Origin of the sequence: Micromonospora sp. CPM1 (genome assembly GCF_023896895.1) — a bacterium.
Classification (GTDB): domain Bacteria; phylum Actinomycetota; class Actinomycetes; order Mycobacteriales; family Micromonosporaceae; genus Micromonospora; species Micromonospora tulbaghiae.
The window spans coordinates 11845-34977 of sequence record NZ_JAMHIU010000010.1 but is presented as its reverse complement, the minus strand read 5'-3'; the positions used below and the strand labels follow the sequence as shown (position 1 = coordinate 34977).

Below are 23133 nucleotides of genomic sequence, written 5' to 3'. Positions count from 1 at the left end.
TGTGGGTGCGCTCGGGCGAGCGGTCGTCGGCCCGCTGTGCAAGACTCCGGCGACCCCTCGAAGGAGAGCCCATGTCGCCCGACAACCTGCAGGCCCAGCACCGGTTCATCATCCGTCAGCGACTCCGGATGATGGTCAACCAGTACGAGGTGCACTCGGTGGCGCCCGACGGCTCCGAGGGTGGGCTGCTCGCGTTCGCGCAGCAGAAGCGGCTCGCCTTCAAGGAGCAGGTGACCATCTACACCGACGACTCCAAGCAGTACCCCCTTCTCGGCTTCAAGGCCCGTCAGCGGCTCGACCTCGGTGCCACCTACGACGTGACCGATCACGCGGGCAACCCCATCGGGCTGTTCCGCAAGGACTTCGCCCAGTCGTTGCTGCGCTCGACGTGGCACGTCGAGCAGCCCGGCCTGCCGCCCGCCACCGGGCAGGAGCGCAGCCTGCCGGTGGCGCTGCTGCGCCGGTTCGTCGACTCGCTCTCCTGGCTGCCGTACCACTTCGACTTCATGGCCGGCGGCCAGCCGGTGTTCTCGGTCGACCGGAAGTGGGGTCTGCGGGACCGGTACAACGTGGAGATCCAGCACCCGCAGATCGACCGTCGGCTGGTGATCGCCATGGCGGTCGGACTGGACGCCCTCCAGTCCCGCTGACCTGGGTCGGCGGCTCGCATCGGCCGAGCCGGGTTCCGGACTCGTCCCGGCTTGGTCCCTGCTCCGGGTCCCGGCCCGGCTTCCGGTTCCGGCTCGGCTTCGGTTCCGTCGGCTTCCGTCGTCAGGATCGTCCCGGGCCGGCCCGGGACGTCGCGGTGGCGTCCCGGGTCAGGTTCGGCAGCGGTGCGACACGTACCCGTGCCGTGACGATCAGATCCAGTCCGTCGACGAGGCAGCCGGTCATCCGGCCGCCGTTGGCCGAGACCAGGTCGGCGGCGCGAGCGCAGGCGGCATCGGCGCCGTCGAGCACCTGGGCGGCACCCGCCAGCGCCCCGAAGTCCGCCGCGTTGCGGGCCTGATGCCGTGCGCACCGGGCCGCCCCGAGCGCGGCGCCGAACACCCCGACCAGCACGAACACCAACCCGATCGCGAGCAGGCAGACCGTGGCCCCGCCCCGGTCGGCCTGAGGCGTACCGCCGGCTGGCTTCCTGCGCTCCCCGCTCTCCACGGGCACGCCGGCTCTCACGGCACCGGGCCCGGCGCGCCGGGTTCCACGGCGGCCACCGCCTCCCCCGACACGACCAGGCGAGGCAGCCGAGCACCGAACGTCCGGACCGGCGCCCGTACCGTCGCCGTGACCCGATCACCGGACACCGTCACGGCCACCTCGGCGCCCTCGGGGGCGTACCGGGTTCCGGTGACGGTGCCGGGCTCGCCCCGGGCCGCGGCGAGAGCCGCCTCCCGGGCCGCGTCGACACACGCGACCCGGGTGCCCACCGCGTTCACCGCGGTCAGCCCGGCGACGAGGAGCAGCATGAGCGCCGGCAGGCCGGCCGCCAACTCGGCGGTGAAGGAACCCCGCTCGCACGCGACCCGCGAGCGCCACCGGCGCCACACCGCCCCGGCCCGGGTGCCGACGAAGGCCCGGGTCAGGCAGGGCTCAGCCGACACGTCGAGCGGGACCGCGGGTTCGTGGAGCCACCGACCACGACGGCCGGCCCGCCGGCGCGCGATCACTTCAGGGCCCGGTCGATCACGGCGGTCAGCGCGGACTGCACGTTGCCGGAGGTGAGCACCTTCAGCAGGATCCCGGCGAAGGCGACCGCGGCGAGGGTGCCCACTGCGTACTCGGCGGTGTTCATACCGGCGTCACCCCGCAGGCGGGTGAGGAGCTTGCGCATTCGTACGTCCCTTCTCGATGGTTCACAGCACGTCGCCGAGAACAGCGACGATCACCGGCACCAGACCGGCGAGAATGAAGGCGGGCAGGAAGCACAGCCCGAGCGGCAGCACGATGAGCACCCCCGCGCGGCGGGCCGTTGCCTCGGCCGCGGTCGACCGCTCGGCACGCAGGTCGTCGGCGAGCCGGGTCAGCGCGCGGGCCAGTGCGGCACCGCTGTTCGACGAGCGGACCGCCGCCGCGACCACGGGTTCGGCCCCGGTGACGCCGTCCAGGTGCGCCCACGCTTCACCGGGGCTCCCACCGAGCCGTAGCGTCCGGCCGACCCGGCCGAGCCGGTCCGCGAGTGGCCCGCCGAGCGCCTCGGCGACGGCGATCACCGAGCGGTCGACCGGCGCCCCAGCCCGCAGCGCGGCGGCCAGCAGATCCGCTGCCAGCGGCAGGTCGGCGGTCTCCCGCAGCCGCCGTTCCCGGGCTGCGCGCGGCTCGATCCGGCGTAGCAGACGGTCGGCGGCGACACCGGCCGGCAGCCCGAGGAACACGCCCGTCACCCCGCCGACGACCACCGCCACCGCGATCCCGGCCAGCGTTGCGCCGAGGCGTATCCGGTCCGGGAACCACGCCGGGCGGCCCGGTCGCGGCGCCGGGACGAGACGGCGCAGCCTCCGTGCCGGGCGGACGGCCGGACCGGCGACGACCAGGAGCAACGCGGCGCCGCCGAGACAGACGGCGGCCAGCACCTGCCGTGACATCAGGCGGCCCGCCCGGGCGTGACGCCAAGCCGCTCGGCCCAGAGCAAACCGCCCACCTGCAACACGACAGCCGCCACCGCGCTGCCGGCACCCACCGGCGTGTGCAGGAGCACCTCCACCGGATCCACCCCGATGCCGTAGCCGAGACCGATCCCGCCGAGCGGCAGCGCGGCGAGCAGCCACGCGGTCGCCCGCGCCCCGGCAGCCTGGGCGGCGGCAGCGGCGAGGCCTCGGTCGGCGGCGCGGGCGTCGGCCTCGATCCGTTCCAGCAGATCGGCCAGCGGCGCACCCGTCTGGTCGGCCAGCTTCCCTGCTGCACGGGCCAGCCGCGCGACGCGTCCCGGGCCGTCGTCGACACCGTTGCCGGAGGGCAGCCCGGCCCGCAGGTCGGCGGCCACGGCGGCGAGGCGGTCGAGATCGCGGCGGTGCGCGAGGGTGGCCAACCGGTGGGTACGCCGGCGCAGCACCGCCCGGGCCGCGAGCACGGCGTAGGTGGCGAGCACTACGGCTGCCACCGGTCCGCCGAGCAGCGCCCCGGTCACCGCACCACACAGCGCCGCCACCGGCAGTACGCGCCCGGCGGAGAGCGCCAGCGCAGGAGCCGACGCCGGAGAGGATGTCACCGGCACCGACACGAGGTCCGTCCATCGCCTTACCTGATGCCCGGCACCCGGTCGACGCCGTTCCCTGTCCCGGCCGGGCGGACGGGCGGACGCCCTCGGCCCGGAGTCGAGCGGACGTCGTGGCGGTTCCGGGGATGCTGGACGCGCACCCGTCACCCGCTCGCCCGGGGTGCCCGCACCACCCAGGACCGCCAGGCGCCGGGCGCGACCGGCGCGGACCGGCCAGGCGACGGCGACCGCCGCGGCGGCCAGAAGCAGGACCGCCGGCCAGAGGTGGCCGGTCACGACGGTTCCGCCGGGGTGGGCCACGCCGCCTGGAGGATCGGCGGCACCGGTGCTCCCCGCTCCCGCAGCAGGCCGGCGAGCAGCTGGGCCGCCGGGGCGAGACCCCGGCCGCGCGCCCAGGCCGGGACCACTGTGACCACCCGGTCGGGTCCGTCGGGCAGCAGCAGGCCGATGGAGTCCAGTACGCGCCCCTCGCCGGTGCGGCGGAGTTGGAGGACGACCTGCAACGCGGCGGCGACCTGCGCGTGCAGTGCGAGCCGGGGCAGGCCGCCGAGCATCCCGAGCGCCTCCAGCCGGGCCGGAACGTCGGCCGGGGCGTTCGCGTGCAGCGTTCCCGCCCCGCCGTCGTGGCCGGTGTTCAACGCCGCGAGCAGGTCGACCACCTCGGCGCCCCGGCACTCGCCCACGACCAGCCGGTCCGGCCGCATCCGCAGCGCCTGCCGGACCAGATCGCCGAGCCCGACGGCACCGGCGCCCTCGACGTTCGCCGTCCGCGCCTGCAGGCCGATCACATGCGGGTGCACCGGACGCAGCTCGGCGGCGTCCTCCACCAGCACGATCCGCTCGGTGCCGGGCACCAGCCCGAGCAGCGTGTTGAGCAGCGTCGTCTTGCCGGAGCCCGTGCCGCCGCTGACCAGGTACGCGAGGCGGGCCGCCACGAGTGCGGCGAGCAGCGGCGCGATCGGCCGGGGCACTGTGCCCCGCTCGACGAGTTCGTCGAGGGTGAACGGCCGCTGCCGGAAGGTACGCAGCGACAGGTAGGGCCCGTCGGTCGCCACCGGAGGCAGCACCGCGTGCAGCCGGGTGCCGTCGGGCAACCGCGCGTCGGCGTACGGCGAGGCGTCGTCCAGCCGGCGACCGGCCGCCGCGGTGAGGCGCTGCGCCAACCGGCGTACGTCGTCGAGCGTGCCCAGCGGCACGGCGACCTGACGCAGGCCCCGCCCCCGGTCGACCCAGACCCGAACGCCGTTCACCAGTACGTCGGTGACCTGCGGATCGGCCAGCAGCGGCGCCAGTGGACCGGCACCGACCAGGTCGTCGTGCACCCGGTCGGCGATCCGCAGCAGCGTGGTGTCACCGAGCACCGCCGTCGCCGGTTCGGCGCGTACCGCGGAGACGATCGCCGCCGGTGTGACCGGTGTGGCCTCGGCGGCGAACCGGTGCCGGACCCGGGCGGCCAGCTCTCCCGGGCCGGTCATGCCGCACCCGCGGCCGACGACCCGACCAGCTCGTCCACGATCCGCTGGCACAGCGCGGCGAGCGGCCCCTTCCCGCTCGCGCCCGGTGCCTCGCCCCGCTCCAGTCCGCGGCACAGCCCCGGCTCGGGTCGCAGCGTGCCGGCGAGCGGCAGCCCCAGCGCCCGGGACACCTCGGCCGCCCGCAGCCGGCCGGGCGCGGGACCGCGCACGACGACCGACAGGTCGACGCAGTGCGGCGCGGCCACGGCGGCGACCCGTGCCGCCGCGGCTGCCGCCCTCAGCTCGGCCGGTACGACGAGCAGCGCGCGGTCGGCGGCCTGGAGCGCGACCACCGCGGCGTCGTCGAGGTGCCGGGGCAGATCGAGCACGACGAGGTCCCGCCCTCGCCGGCCCGCGTCCACAGTGGCGGCCATCGCCTCGGCCGGCAGGTGCCGCAGGTCGCCCCGGTCCCAGGAGAGCACCACCAGGTCGCCTCGGCTGGGCAGCGCACGGATCAGCGACGGCGGATCGACGCGCCCGTCCGTGCCGGCCAGCTCCGGCCAGCGCAGCCCGTCGAGCTGCTCCCAGCCGAGCACCAGGTCGAGGCCGCCGCCGAGCGGGTCCGCGTCGACCAGGAGCGTCCGCAGCCGGGACCGGGCCGCGCTGACGGCGAGCCCACCGGCCAGCACGCTGGCTCCGGCGCCGCCCCGGCCGCCGAGCACCGCCACCACCCGGCCCTGACCCGGGCCGGCCGGACCGGCCACGCACTCGGCGAACCGGTCGACCAGCCAGGGCTCGGCCGCCGGCAACGTCGCGACGTGCTCCGCGCCGATGAGTTCGGCCAACTCCGTACCCGGATCGAGCTCTCCGGAGCGACCGACCAGGACCGTGCGGGCGCGGCGGGGAAGGCGCGCCCGCAGGCAGGCCGCCGCCTGGTCGGCGCCGATGAGCACCAGCGGCGCCGGCGCCCAGCGGGCCCGGGCGGCGGCCGGATCGGCCGCCAGCTCGACCTCGGTGCCGCCGGCCGCCGCGAGTCGCAACAGCTCGTCGAGCAGGTCGCCGTCGGAGGTGACGAGCAGGGGCAGGCGACGGTACGGCGGGAGCGGGGTACGGGGCGGCATGGCGGCCTCCATCGGTCGGACTCGGACGTGCCGGGGTGAGCCTGCCGGGCCGGGGGACGCCGAATCGGCGCCCTGTGGACAACGGAGACCGTTGTGGACAGACCTCGGGGACCCGGTTGATCTGCTATGTGCCGGAGACGGAGTCGACGGGTGGGCAATCGGCCATTGACGACAGGGATGATCGGTAACGGATAATCGGGGCCCCTCGCCGCCCGATGGACGGCACCGGCTTGCGGAATCGAGGCCATGACCGATTCACCGCACCCCCTGGCGATCCCCTCGGATGGACGCCACTCGCGATCCGGCCGGAGGACCGAGGACGGAGTGTGGCTACGCGATCCGTCGCCGACACTGCTCGCCGCGATCGCCGTCGGCCTCGTGGTCGTGGTGCTGGCGAGCATCGTCAGCGTCTTCGCCACGCCACGTCGCCCCGACCTCCCGCCGCCGATCAAGGGCCAGGCCATCCTGGCGTCCCCGACGAGGGCGGGGTTGGTGACGGAGGCACCCGCCGAGTCCTACGCACCGCCGTCGGTGTCGTTCTCCAACCGCGCCGTGGCGCCGACCCGGACCGCAGCACCGACCCGCCGCGCCACCCCGAGCAGCCGGCCGACCTCACCGAAGCCGTCGACTCCCCGGTCGGAGCCGCCTGTGGTCGGACCCGGGGAACTGGCCCCACTGCCGGCCTCGCGCGAATCGCGGCTGCGCTCGCACGGCGGCGGTCCGTCGACGTTCGTCGACTTCGTCAACAGCCACGGGTCGACAGTCGTAGTCCACTGGATCAACTACGAGGGCCGGCGGCAGCAGTACGCGGTGCTCCGGCCCGGGCAGTCCTACCGGCAGCAGACGTACGTCGGTCATCCGTGGGTGGTGGCCGACGAGCGCGGCCGCGGGCTGGTGTGCTTCGAGCCGGCCCGGCAGACGCTGCGCGCGGTGATCCGCTGATCCGGTAACTCCCTTGCCGCCCCCGGCACCGGCTGCGACGCTCCGTCGGGTGATCGACAAGCCGGACATCGACGAGCGGATGCTGACGGCCGAGGTCGCCGCCGCCTGGTCGGTCGACGTCACCGAGCTGGTGTTCATGCCGGTCGGGCTCGACGGGCACGCGTGGGCGTACCGGGTGGAGACGTCCGACGGCAGGCGCTACTTCCTCAAGGTGCGCCGCGGCGACTTCACCCCGGCCGCCGTCCTGCTGCCCCGTCTTCTGCGCGCGCAGGGCCTTCGGCAGGTGGTCGCACCCTTGGACCTCCCCGAGGGTGGCGCCGGGCGCGAGTTCGGGGACTATCGGCTACTGCTCTACCCGTTCCACGACGGCGGCAGCCTGTGGGGTCGCGGCCTCACCGACCGCCAGTGGATCGAGTACGGCGAGTTCCTGGGCCGGCTGCACCGGGTCACGCCGAGCGCCGAGGTCGCCGCCGTCCTGCCGGCCGAGACGTACCGGTCGAGCGCGGGCGAGCGGTTGCGCACCCTCGGCGCGCAGGCCTCGACGAGCGAGGTTCTGGGCGACTTCTGGGACCGGTACGGCGCCGCGCTGCATCGGCTGGCGGAGACCGTCGACGAGCTGGCGTCGCGCGTGACGCGGGGGCGGCACGTCATCTGCCACGCCGACATCCATCCGGGCAACCTCATCGCCGACGGCGACGGTCCCCTGCACGTCGTGGACTGGGACGCGCCGATCCTCGCGCCGCGCGAGCGGGACCTGATGTTCGTCTACAGCGCCGACTTCGGGGACCACCCGATCAACGGGCGCCGGGCCGAACTCTTCCGCGAGGGCTATGGGGCGCTGGAGCCGGACCCGGTCCTGCTGAGTTATTACCGCAGCGAGCGGCATCTCGACGATGTAGCCGTGTTTCTGGGCAGCATCCTCAGTCCGGAGGCCAGTGCGGAGGCTCGGGCCAACGACCTGTACTGGCTCACCCGGATCGCCGAGGCGGTCGCCGACCCCGGATACGCGCCCTGAGCCGGCCGCGGAACGCGCATACCGCAAAGGGACGACCCCCGTCGGGGGGAGACGGGGGTCGTCTTGTGGTTCGGCTCCGGGGGGGGTCGAGCCGAACCGACTCAGCGGTTACGGGGGGTGCAACCGCCGAGGCCCATCGACGCCGGGTATGCGAACTCCCGTCGCGAGCACAAGCATGCCGCAGTCGACCCTTATACGTCGAGTGTTGTTCACTCCACGCAAAGCTAAATTCATCGATAGATGCCTGTGACCGCCGTCACTCCACCGGGTGCTCATCGGCTTTCGCGACCCGGGCGGACGCCTCCACGCCTCTCGTCGGGCTAGACTTTCGCGCCGTGGGCCGCAGCGCCGCTTTCTTCGATCTCGACAAGACCGTCATCGCCAAGTCGAGCGCCCTGGCGTTCGGTCGGCCGTTCTACCGGGACGGGCTGATCACCCGGCGTGACGTGGTCAAGTCGGCGTACGCGCAGTTGATGTTCCGGCTGGGCGGCACCGACGAGCAGACCATGGCCCGCACCCGGGACTACCTGGCCACACTCTGCAAGGGCTGGCCGGTGGAACAGGTCCGCCAGATCGTCGCGGAGACGCTGCACGAACTGATCAACCCCTATGTGTACGCCGAGGCGGCCGCCCTGATCGAGGAGCACCAGGCCGCCGGCCGGGACGTGGTGCTGGTCTCCGCGTCCGGTGACGAGATGGTCCGGCCGATCGGTGAGCTGCTCGGGATCACCGACGTGATCGCCACCCGGATGGGCGTGGTGGACGGGCGGTACAGCGGCGAGGTCGAGTTCTACGCGGCCGGTCCGAGCAAGGTCGAGGCGGTCAGCGAACTGGCTCTTGAGCGGGACTACGACCTGGCCGACTCGTACGCGTACTCCGACTCGTACTCCGATCGGCCGCTGCTGGAGTGCGTGGGGCATCCGACGGTGGTCAACCCGGACCGGGCGTTGCGCAAGCTGGCGGTGGAGAACGAGTGGCCGGTGCTGGAGTTCCGGCACCCGATCCCGCTGGGCCGCCGGCTGCGCGAGCGGCCGGCGGTCCCGGTCGCGGCGGCGGCGCTCGGCGTGGGCGTCGGCGTGGCCATCGGCATCGCCTGGTACGGCCGGCACCGCCGCACCCGCACCGCCGCGCCCACCGCCTGACGAGACCCCGGGCGGCTGCCGCGACGCCGAACGCGGCGGCGGGACCGGCGGCAGCCGGCAACCGTCAGGACGCGGCGAGGATCTCGTCGCCGATCAGCGTGATCTGGTCGGCGCCGACCTCCACCGCGCTCATGTAGTGCCGCAGCCAGGAGCGCAGGCCGTCGGGCGTGCCGGTGGCGAACGCGCCGGCCGCGCCCACGTACTCCGGTTCGCGCTCACGGTGACCGACGTCCACCGCGACCAGGCCGCGGGGGTCGAACCCGGTGGAGATCAGCACCAGCCGGGCGGCGGCGCGGGCCACCACCCCGGACGGGCCGGGGAACGGGCGCAGGTTCAGCAGCTCGCCGTGGACGACGGCGGCCAGCACCAGCGGTGGCACCTTGGTGCCGCCGGCGACCAGGGCGGCCAGGCCGTCGAGGCGGGCCGCGACCACCGGGTCGGCGACCGGCCGGCCCAGTTCCTCCTCGGTCACCACGTCGCGGGCGGCGAGCACGTGCAGCCGGGCCATCACCTGCCGGGGTGCCTTGGGCCAGAGGTCGCTCAGTCCGGGCAGCGCCCCGGCGACCCGGAGCGCGCCCTGGAGCACCGGGTCGGTGACGGTGCCCGCGCGTACCTCCTCGCGGTCGTGGACGCGGCCCTCCAGCGCGGCGCTGGCCACTGCCGATCGGAGACTGACCTCGGCGGCGACCTGGCCGCCCTGGCGGCGCAGCGCGCGGTGCCGGTGGGCCAGGTCGACCCGCTCGCGGGCCCGCTCGACGGCGGGGGCGACGTCGGCGAGCGCGAGCAGCGGGGCGAGCGGATCGGTGGTCACCCCGTCACGCTAGCGACCGGCGGGCCGGTATCCGCCTCCGCCCGCCGGGAAAGTGACGCCGTCGGCGTCGCGCGGTGCACTCGGCGCGGGGACGGGGCCGCTCGGCGCGCGGTGAGGGACCGGGCGGTCGCGACGGGGGTACGGCGGGACTAACCTTCCCCGGAGTAGGAGACGCAGGTCACGCGACGAAGGAGTCACCGCATGAGCGAGGCATTGGCCAACTTGCTGAACGAGACGCGCCAGTTCCCGCCGCCGGCTGAACTCGCCGCGAACGCCAACGTGACCGCCGAGGCGTACGAGGAGGCGGCCGGGGACCGGCTGGCCTTCTGGGAGCGCCAGGCCGGCCGGCTGGCCTGGGCCCAGCCGTGGGAGCAGGTGCTCGACTGGTCGAACGCCCCGTTCGCGAAGTGGTTCACCGGGGGCCGGCTCAACGTGGCGTACAACTGCCTGGACCGGCACGTCGAGGCGGGCCACGGCGACAAGGTGGCGATCCACTGGGAGGGCGAGCCGGGCGACACCCGTACCGTCACCTACGCCGACCTGCACAAGCTCACCTGCCAGGCGGCGAACGCGCTGACCGAGCTGGGCGTGACCGCCGGTGACCGGGTGGCGATCTACATGCCGATGATCCCGGAGGCGGCGGTGGCGATGCTCGCCTGCGCCCGGATCGGCGCCACGCACAGCGTGGTGTTCGGCGGCTTCTCCGCCGACGCGCTGACCAACCGGATCCAGGACGCGAGCGCCAAGGTGGTGATCACCGCGGACGGCGGCTTCCGCCGGGGCAAGCCGTCGGCGCTCAAGCCGACGGTGGACGAGGCGGTGGCGAAGTGCCCGTCGGTGGAGCACGTCCTGGTGGTCCGCCGTACCGGTGAGGAGGTCGCCTGGTCGGGCAAGGACCACTGGTGGCACGAGACGGTCGAGACCGCGTCGCCGGAGCACGAGGCGCAGGCGTTCGACGCCGAGCACCCGCTGTTCATCCTCTACACCAGCGGCACGACCGCCCGGCCGAAGGGCATCCTGCACACCACCGGCGGCTACCTGACCCAGACGTCGTACACCACGCACGCGGTGTTCGACCTGAAGCCGGAGACGGACGTCTACTGGTGCACGGCCGACATCGGCTGGGTGACCGGGCACTCCTACATCGTGTACGGCCCGCTCTCCAACGGCGCCACCCAGGTCATGTACGAGGGCACGCCGGACACCCCGCACAAGGGCCGCTTCTGGGAGGTCGTCGACAAGTACAAGGTGACCATCCTGTACACCGCGCCGACGCTGATCCGCACCATGATGAAGTGGGGCGAGGACATCCCGGCCGGGTACGACCTGTCGTCGCTGCGCCTGCTCGGCAGCGTCGGTGAGCCGATCAACCCGGAGGCGTGGATCTGGTACCGGCAGCACGTCGGCCGCGGCGAGCTGCCGGTGGTGGACACCTGGTGGCAGACCGAGACCGGCGCCATCATGATCTCGCCGCTGCCCGGCGTGACCGAGGCGAAGCCCGGCTCGGCGATGAGCCCGCTGCCCGGCATCGTCGCCGACGTGGTCGACGACCAGGGCCAGTCGGTGCCGAACGGCGGCGGCGGATACCTGGTGCTGAAGGAGCCGTGGCCGTCGATGCTGCGGACGATCTGGGGCGACGACAACCGGTTCCTGGAGACGTACTGGTCCCGGTTCGGCGCGGGTGCGAACACCGTCGACGAGTGGGTCTACTTCGCCGGTGACGGCGCGAAGAAGGACGACGACGGGCACATCTGGCTGCTCGGCCGGGTGGACGACGTGATGCTGGTGTCCGGCCACAACATCTCCACCACCGAGGTGGAGTCGGCGCTGGTGAGCCACCCGTCGGTGGCGGAGGCGGCGGTGGTCGGCGCGACCGACCCGACCACCGGCCAGGCGATCGTCGCGTTCGCCATCCCGCGCGGCAGCGCGGACATCTCGGGTGACGCGGGCGAGCAGCTCATCGCCGAGCTGCGCAACCACGTGGCGAAGACGCTCGGCCCGATCGCCAAGCCGCGGCAGATCATGCTGGTGCCGGAGCTACCGAAGACCCGCTCCGGGAAGATCATGCGCCGGCTGCTGCGGGACGTGGCGGAGAACCGGTCGCTCGGCGACGTGACCACGCTCCAGGACTCCTCGGTCATGGAGATGATCTCGTCGGGGATGAGCGGCGGGAAGTCCGACGAGGACTGACGTCGACTGATGACGAGGGGCGGGCCGCCGGGCGGTCCGCCCCTTCGTCGTATCCGGGATCCGCGCCGTCGATCGGGGGATCCGGGACTGACCTGATCGGCCAGAGGGCCTGATCACCTCTGTCGATGTCGCTCGTCGTCGGTTACGTTCAGCCGACCGGCGGATTTCGACGAGCGTCACTGAGACGGCCGGTCCCTCACCATTCCCTACGAACGGAGTGGCATGCTCCCCATGTCGCAGCACAGGGCACGGCGACGCTTACTCGTCGCGCTGCCCGCCATCGCGCTCGCGGCCACGTCGCTGACCGTGACGGGCAGCGCGGCGGCTCAGCCGGCCCGGTCCGCACCGGTCACGATCGGGGCGGACGAGCACTACATCAACTACGCCGAGCCCGAGGTCCAGCCGGACACCGGCGGCAAGGAGGTCAAGGGCCGCGACGGCATCTTCTCCTCGCCGGCGGACGAGGCCCGCGCCTACGACCGCAAGTACGCCGGGGGCAACCCGATCGCGGCGCGCGAGCTGGCCAAGCTGGAGGCCAAGTCCATCCGGACCGGCCAGAGCCCTCGGAAGATCAAGAAGGCCAAGAGCACGCAGACCGCCAAGCTGCTGACGCTGCTCGTCGAGTTCAACGACAAGGCCAACGACGACTTCACCGACGTGATGGTCCCGAAGACGGTGTTCGAGGACCGCACCTGCGTTCCCGGCACCGTGCAGAACGGGCCGCGGCACAACACGATCCCGAACCCGGCCACGCTGCCGCACAAGGACAACAACTCGATGTGGGTGCCGGACTTCTCCCCGGCCCACTACGACAAGATGCTGTACAGCAAGAAGGGCATCACCGAGCGGGTCCGCAAGGACCTGAAGGGGCCGGACGGCAAGCCGGGCATCAGCCTCGCCGGGCGGACCATGCACAACATGTACCTGGAGATGTCCAAGAACGCGTACACCGTGGACGGGCAGGCCAGCCCGTGGATCACGGTGCCGCACTCGGAGGGCTGGTACGCCGCCTCGCGCTGCTTCCAGGACGAGAACGGCAACTGGGTCGCCGGGCGTGAGCAGTCGATGAACGGCCACCCGGACAACCCGCAGGGCGCCGGCCGGCTCGCCACCGACGCGATCGACGCGCTGGCCGCGGCCGACCCGAACTTCCCGTGGGCCGACTACGACATCGAGGACCAGAGCGACCGCGACGGCGACGGCAACTACCACGAGCCGGACGGCGTGATCGACCACCTGGTGCTGGTGCACGCCAACCAGGGCAAGTCCCGCGGCGGCGGTGACGTCGGGATCTACTCGGTCTGGGCGCACTCCTCGACCGTGACCGGCGGCTACACGATCCCGGGCACCAACCTGAAGGTGTCGAACTACATCGTGCAGCCGGAGGACGCCGGCGTCGGCGTCTTCGCCCACGAGTTCGGGCACGACCTGGGCCTGCCGGACCTGTACGACACCTCCGGCAACGCCGACTCGGACGTGGACTTCTGGGACCTGATGGCGTCCGGCTCGCACTCCGGCGAGATCTTCCAGGCGCTGCCGACCCACATGGGCCTCTGGGACAAGTGGGTGCTGGGCTGGGCCGAGCCGAAGACGTTCGGGCCGGGTGACCGGGCCAAGCTGGTCAAGCTCGGGCAGACCTCGCGTACGCCGGTCGGCACCGAGGACGGCATCAAGATCGACCTGCCGGACAAGGTGATCTCGCTGGCCACGCCGCACAGCGGCGGGAACATGTGGTACTCCGGCGCCGACCAGAACTGGGCCGACGTCAAGCTCAGCCGCACGGTGACCGTCCCGAACGCCGCGGACGCGAAGTTCTGGATGTGGAACAACTACGTCATCGAGGCGGACTGGGACTTCGGCTTCGTCGAGGTCTCCACCGACGGCGGGGCCACCTGGTCCGAGCAGAAGGTGTACGCCGAGGGCGGCGCACTGGTCTCCACCAACGACGGTTACGCCGACCCGAACGGCCGCATGGTCGACTTCGGCAACAAGAAGTACGGCCTGACCGGCAGCACGAACGGCTGGCGGCACGACTACGTCGACCTGTCGTCGTACGCCGGGCAGACCGTGCAGGTGCGGCTGCGCTACGCCACCGACGAGGCGTTCGTGGAGCGTGGCTGGTTCGCCGACGACTTCTCGGTGACCGGCGGCGGCGCCACCACCTGGAGCGACGACGTGGAGAGCGGCGCGGCGGGCTGGACCCAGACCGGTGGCACCTTCACCGACACCAGCGGCGCGGGTTGGTACATCGACTCGGGCACCCAGGTGAAGTCGCACTACTACCTGGCCGAGTGGCGTAACTTCGACGGCTTCGACAAGGGCCTGAAGTACACCTACGACACCGTCTACTCGCACGAGGCGTGGAAGGTCGACCGGATCGCGTACAACGCGCCGGGCATGCTGGTCTGGTACCGGGACACCCAGCTCGGCGACGTCAACCACGTCACCGCGCAGATGACCGCGCTGCCCAGCTACGGCGCCAAGGGCGGTCTGCTGATCGTCGACTCGCACAACGACCCGCTGCGCCGCAAGGGCGTCGCGGCCGAGAAGGACCCGTCGGTGCTGAAGAACCTGCCCAGCCGGCCGCAGTCCTCCAACGCCGCGTTCGGTCTGAAGCCGACGTACCCGTTCAAGGAGTGCCTGGAGGCGGCGGACGAGCCGTACAGCGAGTACTGCACGAAGTTCGGCCCGCAGGCTCCGGTGCGTGGCTTCACCGACGCCAAGGGCTGGTACCCGGGCATCGAGATCCGAGACGGCGCCGCGTACTCGCGGGACAACGACGCCTCGGTGGTCATCCCGTCGCGGGGTAACCAGCAGTACACGACCCGGGTGGTGAACCCGGACGGCACCCCGGCGACCGACTACTACGGTTCGACGCTGGGTGGCGGGGCGATCGTGCTCGGCACCGGCAACCCGGGTGACGCGGGCGTCCAGTACGGCGTCTCGATCATCATCAAGCGGGCCGCCAAGGACAACTCGTACGCCCAGGTGTACGTGGTTCCGCCGCGGAGCTGAGCCGTACGTTCAAACCGGAACCGGAATGACCGGAAAATGAGCTGAAGAGGTTCGATGGGGGAAGGGTCGGGAGCGTGAGCGCTCCCGACCCTTCCGCGTAGCCGGTTGATCCATGACTGTCACTGCACCGCGCGATCCATACATCGCCGCTGGTCAACGGCTCGGTGACCGGCCGACGTGTGACGGTGAAAAGCATTCCCAACAAAAAGTTGCTACAAATCGACGCACACATCTTCCCACCAGTCGCAGCAGTGTCTATGTTCACCTTTGGTCCCACTAGTGGGACGTTCCACCGGCCCGTACCCCCAGTTGGGCCGGTTCCCTCACACCGGAGGTACCACGTGCGCAAAGTCGCAGTGGGTCTGCTCGGGCTTTCGCTGACCGCGACGGGACTGGTGGCAGGCACGTCCGCCAGCGCCGCGCCGACGCCGAAGTTGCCGGCCGCCGCCCCGTCGGTGGCCGAGCCTGCGCAGGCTGAGCACGACCTGCCCAACCCGCTCGAGGAGAAGCGGCGCGCGCTGCGCCAGGAGGGCCTCAGCGAGGTCCTGTCCGGCAGGGCGAAGGCCCAGAAGATCAACGGCAGCAAGGTCGTCAAGGTCGGCGAGCAGGCTGTCGCCGGTCCCGCGGCGGGCAAGGCAGCCAAGAGCACCAAGGCCGGCAAGGGTCCAACCAAGGACCAGTACGTCGAGCTCTCCCGCGAGCGGACCGACAAGATCTTCGTCATCCTCGCCGAGTTCGGCGACGAGCGGCACCCGAACTACCCGGACCAGGACACCGACCCGGACACCCCGGGCCCGACCCGGTTCGACGGCCCGCTCCGCAACCAGATCCCCCAGCCCAACCGGGCGGTGGACAACTCCACTGTCTGGCAGGCCGACTACAGCGCCGACCACTACCGGCAGCTGTACTTCGGCACCAACCCGGGTGACGAGTCGCTGAAGCAGTACTACGAGGCCCAGTCCTCGGGTCGGTACAGCGTCGACGGCGAGGTCACCAACTGGGTGAAGGTCCGGTACAACGAGGCCCGCTACGGCCGTTCCGACGGCTACCCGTGCGCCTCGAACGTCTGCACCAACACCTGGGCGCTGGTCCGCGACGCCGCCAACCAGTGGGTCGCCGACCAGAAGGCGCAGGGCCGCTCCGACGCGGAGATCGCCGCGGACGTCAAGGCGATGGACGAGTGGGACCGGTACGACTTCGACGGTGACGGCGACTTCAACGAGCCGGACGGCTACATCGACCACTTCCAGATCGTCCACGCCGGCGGCGACCAGGCCGACGGTGACCCGTACCAGGGTGAGGACGCCATCTGGAGCCACCGGTGGTACGCCTTCGCCAGCGACCAGGGCAACACCGGCCCGGAGAACTTCCCGGCCGGCGGCACCCAGATCGGCAACACCGGCGTCTGGATCGGTGACTACACCATCCAGCCGGAGAACGGTGGCCGGAGCGTCTTCTACCACGAGTACGGCCACGACCTCGGTCTGCCGGACGACTACAACGTGGTCAGCGGTGGGGACAACAACAACGAGCACTGGACCCTGATGGCCCAGAGCCGGCTCGGTGCCAAGAACGACGGTGGCATCGGCGAGCGCGGCGGCGACCTCGGCGCGTGGAACAAACTCCAGCTCGGCTGGCTCGACTACGAGGTCGTCGTGGCCGGCCAGAAGCGCACCCTGGAACTGGGCCCGCAGGAGTACAACTCCAACAAGGCCCAGGGCGCCGTGGTGGTGCTGCCGCAGCGGGAGTACACGTTCCAGAACGGCAATCCGTTCGAGGGTACGAAGCAGTTCTTCTCGGGCAACGACGACGACCTGAACAACACGATGACGCGCACTGTCGACCTCACCGGGAAGACCAGCGCCGCGCTGTCGATGAAGGGTCGCTACAGCATCGAGGCGGACTACGACTACCTGTTCTTCGAGGCGTCCACCGACGGTGGCCAGACCTGGGCCTCGCTGCCCGGTACGGCCAACGGCACCCCGCTGAAGGAGATCTCCCCCGGGCGCTACGCCCTGGACGGCTCCAGCAACGGCCAGTGGGTCGACGTCAACATCCCGATGGACGCGGTCGCCGGCAACGTCGTGCAGTTCCGGCTCCGCTACCAGACGGACGGCGGTGTCTCCGAGGGCGGCTTCTACGGTGACGCGGTCACCGTGACCGCCGACGGCCAGACGCTCCTCACCGACGGCGCCGAGGCCGGTGCCAACGGCTGGACCCTCAGCGGCTTCAGCATCGTCGAGGAGACCTACACCCGTAAGTTCGACAACTACTACATCGCCGGCAACCGGTCGTACGTCTCGTACGACAAGTACCTCAAGACCGGCCCGTACTTCTTCGGCTACGCGAACACCCGCCCGGACTACGTGGACCACTACGCGTACCAGGAGGGTCTGCTGATCTCCTACTGGAACCTCCGGTTCGCGGACAACGACACGTTCGCGCACCCGGGTGAGGGTCGGAACATGATCATCGACGCGCACCCGCGGCCGATCTACAACCTGACCGGGCAGCCCTGGCGGGCCCGCGTCCAGGTCTACGACGCGCCGTTCAGCCTGAAGAAGGCCGACTCGTTCACGCTGCACCTCAACAGCCAGCCGCAGTACATCCGCGGCCAGGCGGCGCAGCCGCTGTTCGACGACACCAAGCAGTACTGGTACCCGGAGCTGCCGAACCACGGCGTCAAGCTCCCGGCCACCGGCACCAAGATCAAGGTTCTGGAGCAGAAGGGCACCTCGCTGAAGGTCCGCTTCTCCTGATCCACTGATCGACGCACCACGCGATGCCCGGGCGGTGAACCGCCCGGGCATCGCCCTTTCCGGGAACCCGGCGTACCCCACCCGCGTCCCATCGGATGACGCCCCGCACCACGCTGCCGGCCGCCCTCGCGACGGCGTCGCTCACCGGCGCGCCCGCGGCCGAGACGGAGGATCAGTGCCCGACGACCACCAGCCGGCCGCGAACGGCGCCGCCTCGCCCGCCGATCGCCCCACGCCGCTGTCCGCCGGCGACCTGCCGACGCTTCGGCGGCCCGCCGGGCCGCCGAAGACGCCGACCGACAACCGGCCGACGGGCGTCGTCGCCGGCTGGATCACCCGGGGCGGCTCCGGGCCGTGCTACGGGCTGATGGACGAGAACGGCACGGAGTACGCGGTGTACGGCCCGAACGCCGGTGAGCTGCGCAAGGGCGACCTGGTCACGTTGCGGCTCACCGCGCGGGACCGCTCCGTCGACTGCGGACCGGGAATCCCCATGCGGATCATCGACGAGTGACGTGCGGTAGCGGCACACGCACGCGAACGCGGAACCGGGGTGCGCGGCCCGGGTGACCGCCCGGAGAAATCCCTGATCCTGGCCACCTGCGGGCCCGGTGGGTGACCGGCGGCCCTAGGCTGTGCCCCATGACCGACCAGCGCGGCGGACCCGTCGACGAGTCCTGCGTCCTGCCCGAAGGGCCGTGGACGCACCGGTTCGTCGGCGCCAACGGCAGCCGGTTCCACGTCGTCGAGGCGGGCACCGGCCCGATGGTGCTCTTCCTGCACGGCTTCCCCGAATACTGGTACGCCTGGCACGAGATGCTGCCCGCGGTCGCCGACGCGGGCTTCCGCGCGGTCGCGGTCGACCTGCGCGGTTACGGTGCGAGCGACAAGCCACCCCGGGGGTACGACGGCTACACGCTCGCCGCCGACGTCGCCGGCCTGATCCGCGCGCTCGGTGAGCGGTCGGCCACCGTCGTCGGCACCGGCGCGGGCGGGCTCATCGGCTGGACCGCCGCCTCCTTCCACCCGACCCTGGTCCGCCGGCTCGTGGTGCTCGGCGCGCCGCACCCGCTGCGGCTGCGGGCGGCCATCTTCGCCGACCCGCGCGGCCAGTTCACCTCGGCCACCGCGACGCTGAAGTTCCAGCTCCCCCGCTACGAGCACGTCCTGGCCCGGGACGACGCCGTCGAGGTGGAGGAGATCCTGCGCCGGTGGGGCGGCCCGCGCTGGGTGTCCGGCCCCGACTTCGCCGACTACGCGCACTGCTGCCGGGTGGCGATGCAGATCCCGCAGGCCGCGTTCTGCGCGATGGAGGGCTACCGCTGGGCGTTCCGCTCGGTGCTGCGGCTGCACGGCTACCGCTTCGTGAAGCTGATGCAGAAGCCACTGGTCACGCCGACCCTGCAACTGCACGGCGCACTCGACCGGGCCTCACTCCCCCGTACCGCCCAGGGCTCCGGCCGCTACGTCACCGCCCCGTACGAGTGGCGGCTGCTCGACGACGTGGGCCACTTCCCGCACGTCGAGGCCCGGGACGTGGTGCTCGGCGAGATCCTGCGCTGGGCGAAGTCCTGACTCAGACCCGCTGCTCGCCCAGGTCGGCCACCTCGGCCGCGGGCGCCCAGCCCTGGTAGACGCCGAAGTCGAACGCCTCCAGCCCCATCGCCTCGGCCACCGGCCAGCGCCCACCGGTGTACTCGACCCGCAGCCAGCCCTCGTGCTCGGCCAGCACGATGAACGGCTGTCCCTGCCAGGTGCACGTCGTCCGCACGTACGCCAGATCGTCGACCTCGGCGGCCGGCACCACCCGGACGTACCGGCCGGGGCGTACCTCGGTGAAGCCCTCGCCGGGTCCGGGCTGGTAGAGGCGGATGTCGTCGCCGTCGGGGCTGGCCTGGTACTCCCGGCCCCGCCAGCGGGCCACGTAGCCGTCGCGGCTCACGCCTCGCCCGCCTTCCGCCACAGCAGCTCGTCGGTGTCCAGGACGGCGACCAGCTTGCTGTCGCCGTCGGCGCCGACCCGCCACAGCTCGGCGCCGTGCGGGAGCCGTGCACTGTCCACCTTGAACTCGGCGATCACGTCGCTGCTCTCCCCCGGCGCGAAGCCGTTGCCGCGGAACGGGGGCCGCTCGATCACCCAGCCCTCCATCGCCCGCATCGCCGCCTCGTGCGGGCCGCCGTACGGGATCCGGTAGAGGCTCGGCCGGTAGGCGGGCCAGCGCAGCAGGTAGATCTCCTCGTCGTCCGGGGAGAACGGCGAGCCCGGGTGGCCGAGGCCGAGCGCGCGGTACAGCTCCGCCGGGGTACGCAGATGCGCCAGCTCCCCGGCCCGGTGCACGAATCCGGAGACCCGGTCGTAGCCACGCTCCAGGTAGTACGCGAGCTGGCTCGCCGCGATCGCCTTCTGCATGGTCACCGGCCGGTTCGCGGCGATCGTGGGCGCCTCCGGGCGCTGGCGTTCCGCCGGCTGCGGCGCGGACGCCGGCTCCAGGTCGTCGCCGAGGCCCACCTCGGCCGCCCAGTTGGCGAGCGCGAGGACCTGCTCCCCCGGGTACGTCGCGCCGACCGGACTGCCCGGGTTGACCCGGAACGACCACGCCACGTCCGGCCACCTGCGGATGAGCTGGACGAACTTGACCCGTACCGTCTCGACCTGGCCCTCGGTGTGCTCGGCCAGGCGTTCCGGCGAGGTGTAGACCGAGACGCACCGCTCGCCGTCGACCTGGTCGGCGTGCCAGACGAAGCCGGGGTCACCCGGCCGGCTGCCGGCGGCCGAGTCGGGCGCGACGGGCATCAGCACCCGGGCCAGCAGCAGCGTGGTGAGGAAACCGTCGGTGCTGCCGCTGCCCGCGGCGGCCAGCAGGTCCTCCTCGACGTCGTTCGCCGGTACGAACTCGGCGGGCCGGTCCGCGGTGGTCGATCCGTGACCGGCTGTCGTGGCGGGGGTCGCGGTGTCCGGTTCCGGCGTGGACAGCGCCACGGTCGGGTCGCCGGGCGCGAACAGCGGCGCGGTGACCGGTTCGTCGCCGGTTGCCGGCGCGAAGAGGGAGACGGTCGGCTGCTCCGCCGGCACGGGGTCGGACAGCGAGACGGTCGGCTCAGCCGATGCCGGGCTGGTCAGTGGCGCGGTCGGGTCGTCCGGTGCGGAGTTCGACAGCGACGACGTCGACTCGGACGGCACCGGATCGAACAACGAAACGGTCGGCTCAGCCGGTGCCGGATCGAACAGCGAGACAGTCGGCTCAGCCGGTGCCGGATCGAACAGCGAGACAGTCGGCTCGGCCTCGGTCGGGGAGGAGAGCGGCGCCTCGGCTGGCCCGGCGAGCGAGGCGGTCGGCTCGGCCGACGCCCGATCGAACAACGAGACAGTCGGGTCGGCCGACGGCGACGACGGCGACAGCGACGGCGACGGCGACGGCGACGGCGACGGCGTGAACAGCGGCGCGGTGGCGTCCGCTGCGGGAGTCGGCGACTCGAACAGCGATGTCGTCGGCTCGGACTCCGACGCGAGCGACACCGTCGGCTCGGCCTCACCCGGCCCGGCCGGCGGCACGGTCGGCTCGGCCGGCACCCGGTCGAACAACGAGACAGTCGGCTCGGCCGAGGCCGACGGCGTGAACAGCGGCGCGGTGGCCTCGCCTGCCGGGGACGGCGACTCGAACGGCGACGTCGTGGGCTCGGAGGACGACGCGAACGACACGGCCGGCTCGTCGCGCGGCGTACTCCGGTCCGTCGCGCCGGTGGTCCCGGTGTGTGCCGGCGTCGGCTCGACGAGGTTCACCGTGTCGTCGGCGACCGGCGGATCCGCGGCAAGCGGCATGGTCGGGTCGGTGCCGGCCCACGGCGTGGCCGCGCCCTCGGCCGGTTCCGCGCGCACCGGACCGGTCTGCTGCGCGGACCAGAGCGGTGCGGGCTCGGTCAGGTCGCGGGCCTCGATGACGGTGCCCTCGATGACGATGGGTGTGAAGTCGCGGCGTGCGGCGGGCGGCGCGGAGACCGGTTCGGCGATCGACGGGGGCAGCTCCTCCACCGGCTCGTCGATCGTCTCCCACCGCGTGGTCTCGCCCTCGGTGCCGCCCGGCGCGGCCCCCCATCCGTCGGCAGTGGCCGGTCCGGCGGCGGTAGCGGATCCGGCGTCCGTCGCAGTGGCCGGTCCGGCGTGCCTCCTGGGCAGCGCCTCGGTCGCGTCCTCGGTCGGGCGGGTCGGCCGGAACGCCTGGGTCGTCTCCTCCGACCGGGGCACTGGCGACGGCTCGTCCGTCCGGCTCGGGAAGGCGTGGGTCCGGCCCTCGCGTACCGGCTCGTTCAGCGGCCGTCGGCGCGGGAACGGCTGCCCGCCGGCGAACCGGGTCGGCGGGGTGGCCCGGTCGCCGGCCCCGCGCGACGGGTCCAGCGGCGACGGGCGCCGGGCCGAGCGGCCACCGGACGAGGGTTCGAAGAAGGAGCGGGACGGCGGCGGGACGGCGGCCGCCGGTGGCTCGTCGGCAGGTGCCGCCGGGGCGGTGGCGAACGGGTCCGGCTCGTCCGGGCGGCGGCGCAGATCGGTGAGCCAGCCGTCGAGGGCGTCCGTGTCCGGCTCGGCGCCCGGGGCGGTCCGGCTCGGGACGTCGCTGTCCGGCGCTCGGCGGCGGGGCGGCACGGTGGGCAGCCGCCGCCCGAGGACCGAGGCGGCCCGCATCGGCACCGTGGGCGGCTCGTCGGTCTTCATCAGCCGCTCGTCCCGGCCGGGCGCGACGGCGACCGGCGGCACGACCGGAGGCGGCACCGCGGGTGGCGGAACAGCCGGAGGCGGAACCGCGGGTGGCGGCACGACGGGAGGCGGAACCGCGGCCGGCGGGACGGCGGCGTGAGGCACCGGGGCGGGCGTGACAGCGGCCGGCGGTACGGGCACGGCCGGCGGGCGGGGCGCCGCCTCGGGCACCGCGTTCCGGGCGCCCCGGGTGGCGTTCTCCACGCGTTCCAGCCGGGCGCGGGCGCCCATCGTGCGGCCGGGCAGCCGGACGTCGCCCCGGGAGAGCTGAGCCACGTACCAGGCGGGCAGGTAGCCCTCGATCGGCAGGCCGGGATTGACCGCCAGCCACCACTCGGGGTTGGGCCAGCCGGTGGCCAGATCCGGGTAGGGGACGCGGCGGGTGGGCCCCGCGTTCTCCCCGAGGCTCGCGCGCAGCGCGGCGACGGAGGTGAAGGCCAGCACGTGGGTGCGACCCCCGGAGGTCCAGGTGCCCCATCCGGCGGTCGGTCCGCTCGCGACCGGAAGCAGGAGATCGACACGGGTCAGCACCCGGAAGTACTGCTGCTGGTCCTGCGCGCGCAGCGCGTCCCGCATCGCCACCTCGGCCTCGGTGGCCGGCTCCCATCCGGTCACGGCCACCTCTCCTTCCGCGAACAGGCCACAGGCATCGCCTACAACCTACAAGGTGGCAACAAGATCAGGACTTCTGGCCATCGACGGTCGGCCTCGACGTCAGGGA

At 72.7% G+C, this 23133-nt stretch carries 19 protein-coding genes; 9 read left to right on the top strand and 10 right to left on the bottom strand.

Annotated elements, in window-relative coordinates; translation table 11 throughout:
* Window positions 1-71 precede the first annotated feature (71 nt).
* Window positions 72-650: a hypothetical protein gene (locus M8C11_RS14115; RefSeq protein ID WP_013283646.1), complete on the top strand. Its 579-nt coding sequence runs from the start codon at window positions 72-74 to the stop codon at window positions 648-650.
* 121 nt (window positions 651-771) lie between these two features.
* On the opposite strand, the gene M8C11_RS14110 is transcribed toward M8C11_RS14115, so the two are convergent.
* From M8C11_RS14110 to ssd, 7 genes are all read right to left on the bottom strand, one after another.
* Window positions 772-1164 (bottom strand): Rv3654c family TadE-like protein, encoded by a 393-nt coding sequence (locus tag M8C11_RS14110; RefSeq protein ID WP_252449855.1) that lies wholly within the window; start codon window positions 1162-1164, stop codon window positions 772-774.
* 8 nt (window positions 1165-1172) lie between these two features.
* On the bottom strand, window positions 1173-1547 hold the full coding sequence (locus M8C11_RS14105) for a TadE family type IV pilus minor pilin (RefSeq protein WP_252449999.1): 375 nt from the start codon (window positions 1545-1547) through the stop codon (window positions 1173-1175).
* 116 nt (window positions 1548-1663) lie between these two features.
* A complete protein-coding gene (locus M8C11_RS14100) occupies window positions 1664-1831 on the bottom strand; it encodes a DUF4244 domain-containing protein (protein WP_013283643.1) in 168 nt (55 codons plus the stop codon).
* Window positions 1832-1853: 22 nt separating this feature from the next.
* Window positions 1854-2582 (bottom strand): type II secretion system F family protein, encoded by a 729-nt coding sequence (locus M8C11_RS14095; protein WP_252449854.1) that lies wholly within the window; start codon window positions 2580-2582, stop codon window positions 1854-1856.
* Window positions 2582-3490: a hypothetical protein gene (locus M8C11_RS14090; protein WP_252449853.1), complete on the bottom strand. Its 909-nt coding sequence runs from the start codon at window positions 3488-3490 to the stop codon at window positions 2582-2584. Before M8C11_RS14090 ends, M8C11_RS14095 begins: the two co-directional genes overlap by 1 nt.
* Complete coding sequence (locus M8C11_RS14085; RefSeq protein ID WP_252449852.1) at window positions 3487-4689, bottom strand: TadA family conjugal transfer-associated ATPase; 1203 nt, start codon at window positions 4687-4689, stop codon at window positions 3487-3489. The genes M8C11_RS14090 and M8C11_RS14085 overlap by 4 nt, the downstream gene beginning before the upstream one ends.
* On the bottom strand, window positions 4686-5789 hold the full coding sequence (ssd, locus tag M8C11_RS14080) for a septum site-determining protein Ssd (protein WP_091416099.1): 1104 nt from the start codon (window positions 5787-5789) through the stop codon (window positions 4686-4688). The genes M8C11_RS14085 and ssd overlap by 4 nt, the downstream gene beginning before the upstream one ends.
* Window positions 5790-6113: 324 nt before the next feature.
* On the opposite strand from ssd, the gene M8C11_RS14075 reads away from it, so the two are divergent.
* The 3 genes from M8C11_RS14075 to M8C11_RS14065 all read left to right on the top strand — a co-directional run bounded on the left by M8C11_RS14075 (window position 6114) and on the right by M8C11_RS14065 (window position 8888).
* Window positions 6114-6731, top strand: a complete 618-nt coding sequence (locus M8C11_RS14075) for a hypothetical protein (protein WP_252449851.1) — start codon at window positions 6114-6116, stop codon at window positions 6729-6731.
* Window positions 6732-6780: 49 nt separating this feature from the next.
* On the top strand, window positions 6781-7746 hold the full coding sequence (locus M8C11_RS14070) for a phosphotransferase (RefSeq protein ID WP_252449850.1): 966 nt from the start codon (window positions 6781-6783) through the stop codon (window positions 7744-7746).
* 335 nt (window positions 7747-8081) lie between these two features.
* Window positions 8082-8888 carry an HAD family phosphatase gene (locus tag M8C11_RS14065; protein WP_252449849.1) on the top strand — a complete coding sequence of 269 codons (807 nt, stop codon included), beginning with the start codon at window positions 8082-8084 and terminating at the stop codon, window positions 8886-8888.
* A 64-nt stretch (window positions 8889-8952) separates the two neighbouring features.
* Here the strand turns inward: M8C11_RS14065 and M8C11_RS14060 are convergent, their stop codons facing one another.
* The gene (locus M8C11_RS14060; protein WP_252449848.1) at window positions 8953-9699 is read right to left on the bottom strand and encodes an oxidoreductase; all 747 of its coding nucleotides are present in this window, start codon (window positions 9697-9699) and stop codon (window positions 8953-8955) included.
* Between the two features lie 201 nt (window positions 9700-9900).
* Here M8C11_RS14060 and acs point away from each other — a divergent pair, with 201 nt between their 5' ends.
* From acs to M8C11_RS14035, 5 genes are all read left to right on the top strand, one after another.
* Window positions 9901-11889, top strand: a complete 1989-nt coding sequence (acs, locus tag M8C11_RS14055; protein WP_252449847.1) for an acetate--CoA ligase — start codon at window positions 9901-9903, stop codon at window positions 11887-11889.
* A gap of 231 nt (window positions 11890-12120) precedes the next feature.
* Window positions 12121-14904, top strand: a complete 2784-nt coding sequence (locus M8C11_RS14050; protein ID WP_252449846.1) for an immune inhibitor A domain-containing protein — start codon at window positions 12121-12123, stop codon at window positions 14902-14904.
* 356 nt (window positions 14905-15260) lie between these two features.
* Complete coding sequence (locus M8C11_RS14045) at window positions 15261-17663, top strand: immune inhibitor A domain-containing protein (RefSeq protein WP_252449998.1); 2403 nt, start codon at window positions 15261-15263, stop codon at window positions 17661-17663.
* Window positions 17664-17838: 175 nt separating this feature from the next.
* Window positions 17839-18177, top strand: coding sequence for a hypothetical protein (locus M8C11_RS14040; protein ID WP_252449845.1), 339 nt, complete (start codon window positions 17839-17841; stop codon window positions 18175-18177).
* Between the two features lie 128 nt (window positions 18178-18305).
* Window positions 18306-19238: an alpha/beta fold hydrolase gene (locus M8C11_RS14035; RefSeq protein ID WP_252449844.1), complete on the top strand. Its 933-nt coding sequence runs from the start codon at window positions 18306-18308 to the stop codon at window positions 19236-19238.
* Between the two features lies 1 nt (window position 19239).
* Here the strand turns inward: M8C11_RS14035 and M8C11_RS14030 are convergent, their stop codons facing one another.
* Both M8C11_RS14030 and M8C11_RS14025 read right to left on the bottom strand, forming a co-directional pair.
* The gene (locus M8C11_RS14030; protein WP_121684991.1) at window positions 19240-19605 is read right to left on the bottom strand and encodes a hypothetical protein; all 366 of its coding nucleotides are present in this window, start codon (window positions 19603-19605) and stop codon (window positions 19240-19242) included.
* Complete coding sequence (locus M8C11_RS14025) at window positions 19602-23027, bottom strand: SseB family protein (protein ID WP_252449843.1); 3426 nt, start codon at window positions 23025-23027, stop codon at window positions 19602-19604. Before M8C11_RS14025 ends, M8C11_RS14030 begins: the two co-directional genes overlap by 4 nt.
* Window positions 23028-23133: the final 106 nt, after the last annotated feature.

Coding starts and splice junctions, on each gene's coding strand:
- acs (WP_252449847.1), top strand. CDS start 9,901: ATGAGCGAGGCATTGGCCAACTTGCTGAACGAGACGCGCCAGTTCCCG.
- M8C11_RS14100 (WP_013283643.1), bottom strand. CDS start 1,831: ATGCGCAAGCTCCTCACCCGCCTGCGGGGTGACGCCGGTATGAACACC.
- M8C11_RS14085 (WP_252449852.1), bottom strand. CDS start 4,689: ATGACCGGCCCGGGAGAGCTGGCCGCCCGGGTCCGGCACCGGTTCGCC.
- ssd (WP_091416099.1), bottom strand. CDS start 5,789: ATGCCGCCCCGTACCCCGCTCCCGCCGTACCGTCGCCTGCCCCTGCTC.
- M8C11_RS14050 (WP_252449846.1), top strand. CDS start 12,121: ATGTCGCAGCACAGGGCACGGCGACGCTTACTCGTCGCGCTGCCCGCC.
- M8C11_RS14035 (WP_252449844.1), top strand. CDS start 18,306: ATGACCGACCAGCGCGGCGGACCCGTCGACGAGTCCTGCGTCCTGCCC.
- M8C11_RS14095 (WP_252449854.1), bottom strand. CDS start 2,582: ATGTCACGGCAGGTGCTGGCCGCCGTCTGTCTCGGCGGCGCCGCGTTG.
- M8C11_RS14115 (WP_013283646.1), top strand. CDS start 72: ATGTCGCCCGACAACCTGCAGGCCCAGCACCGGTTCATCATCCGTCAG.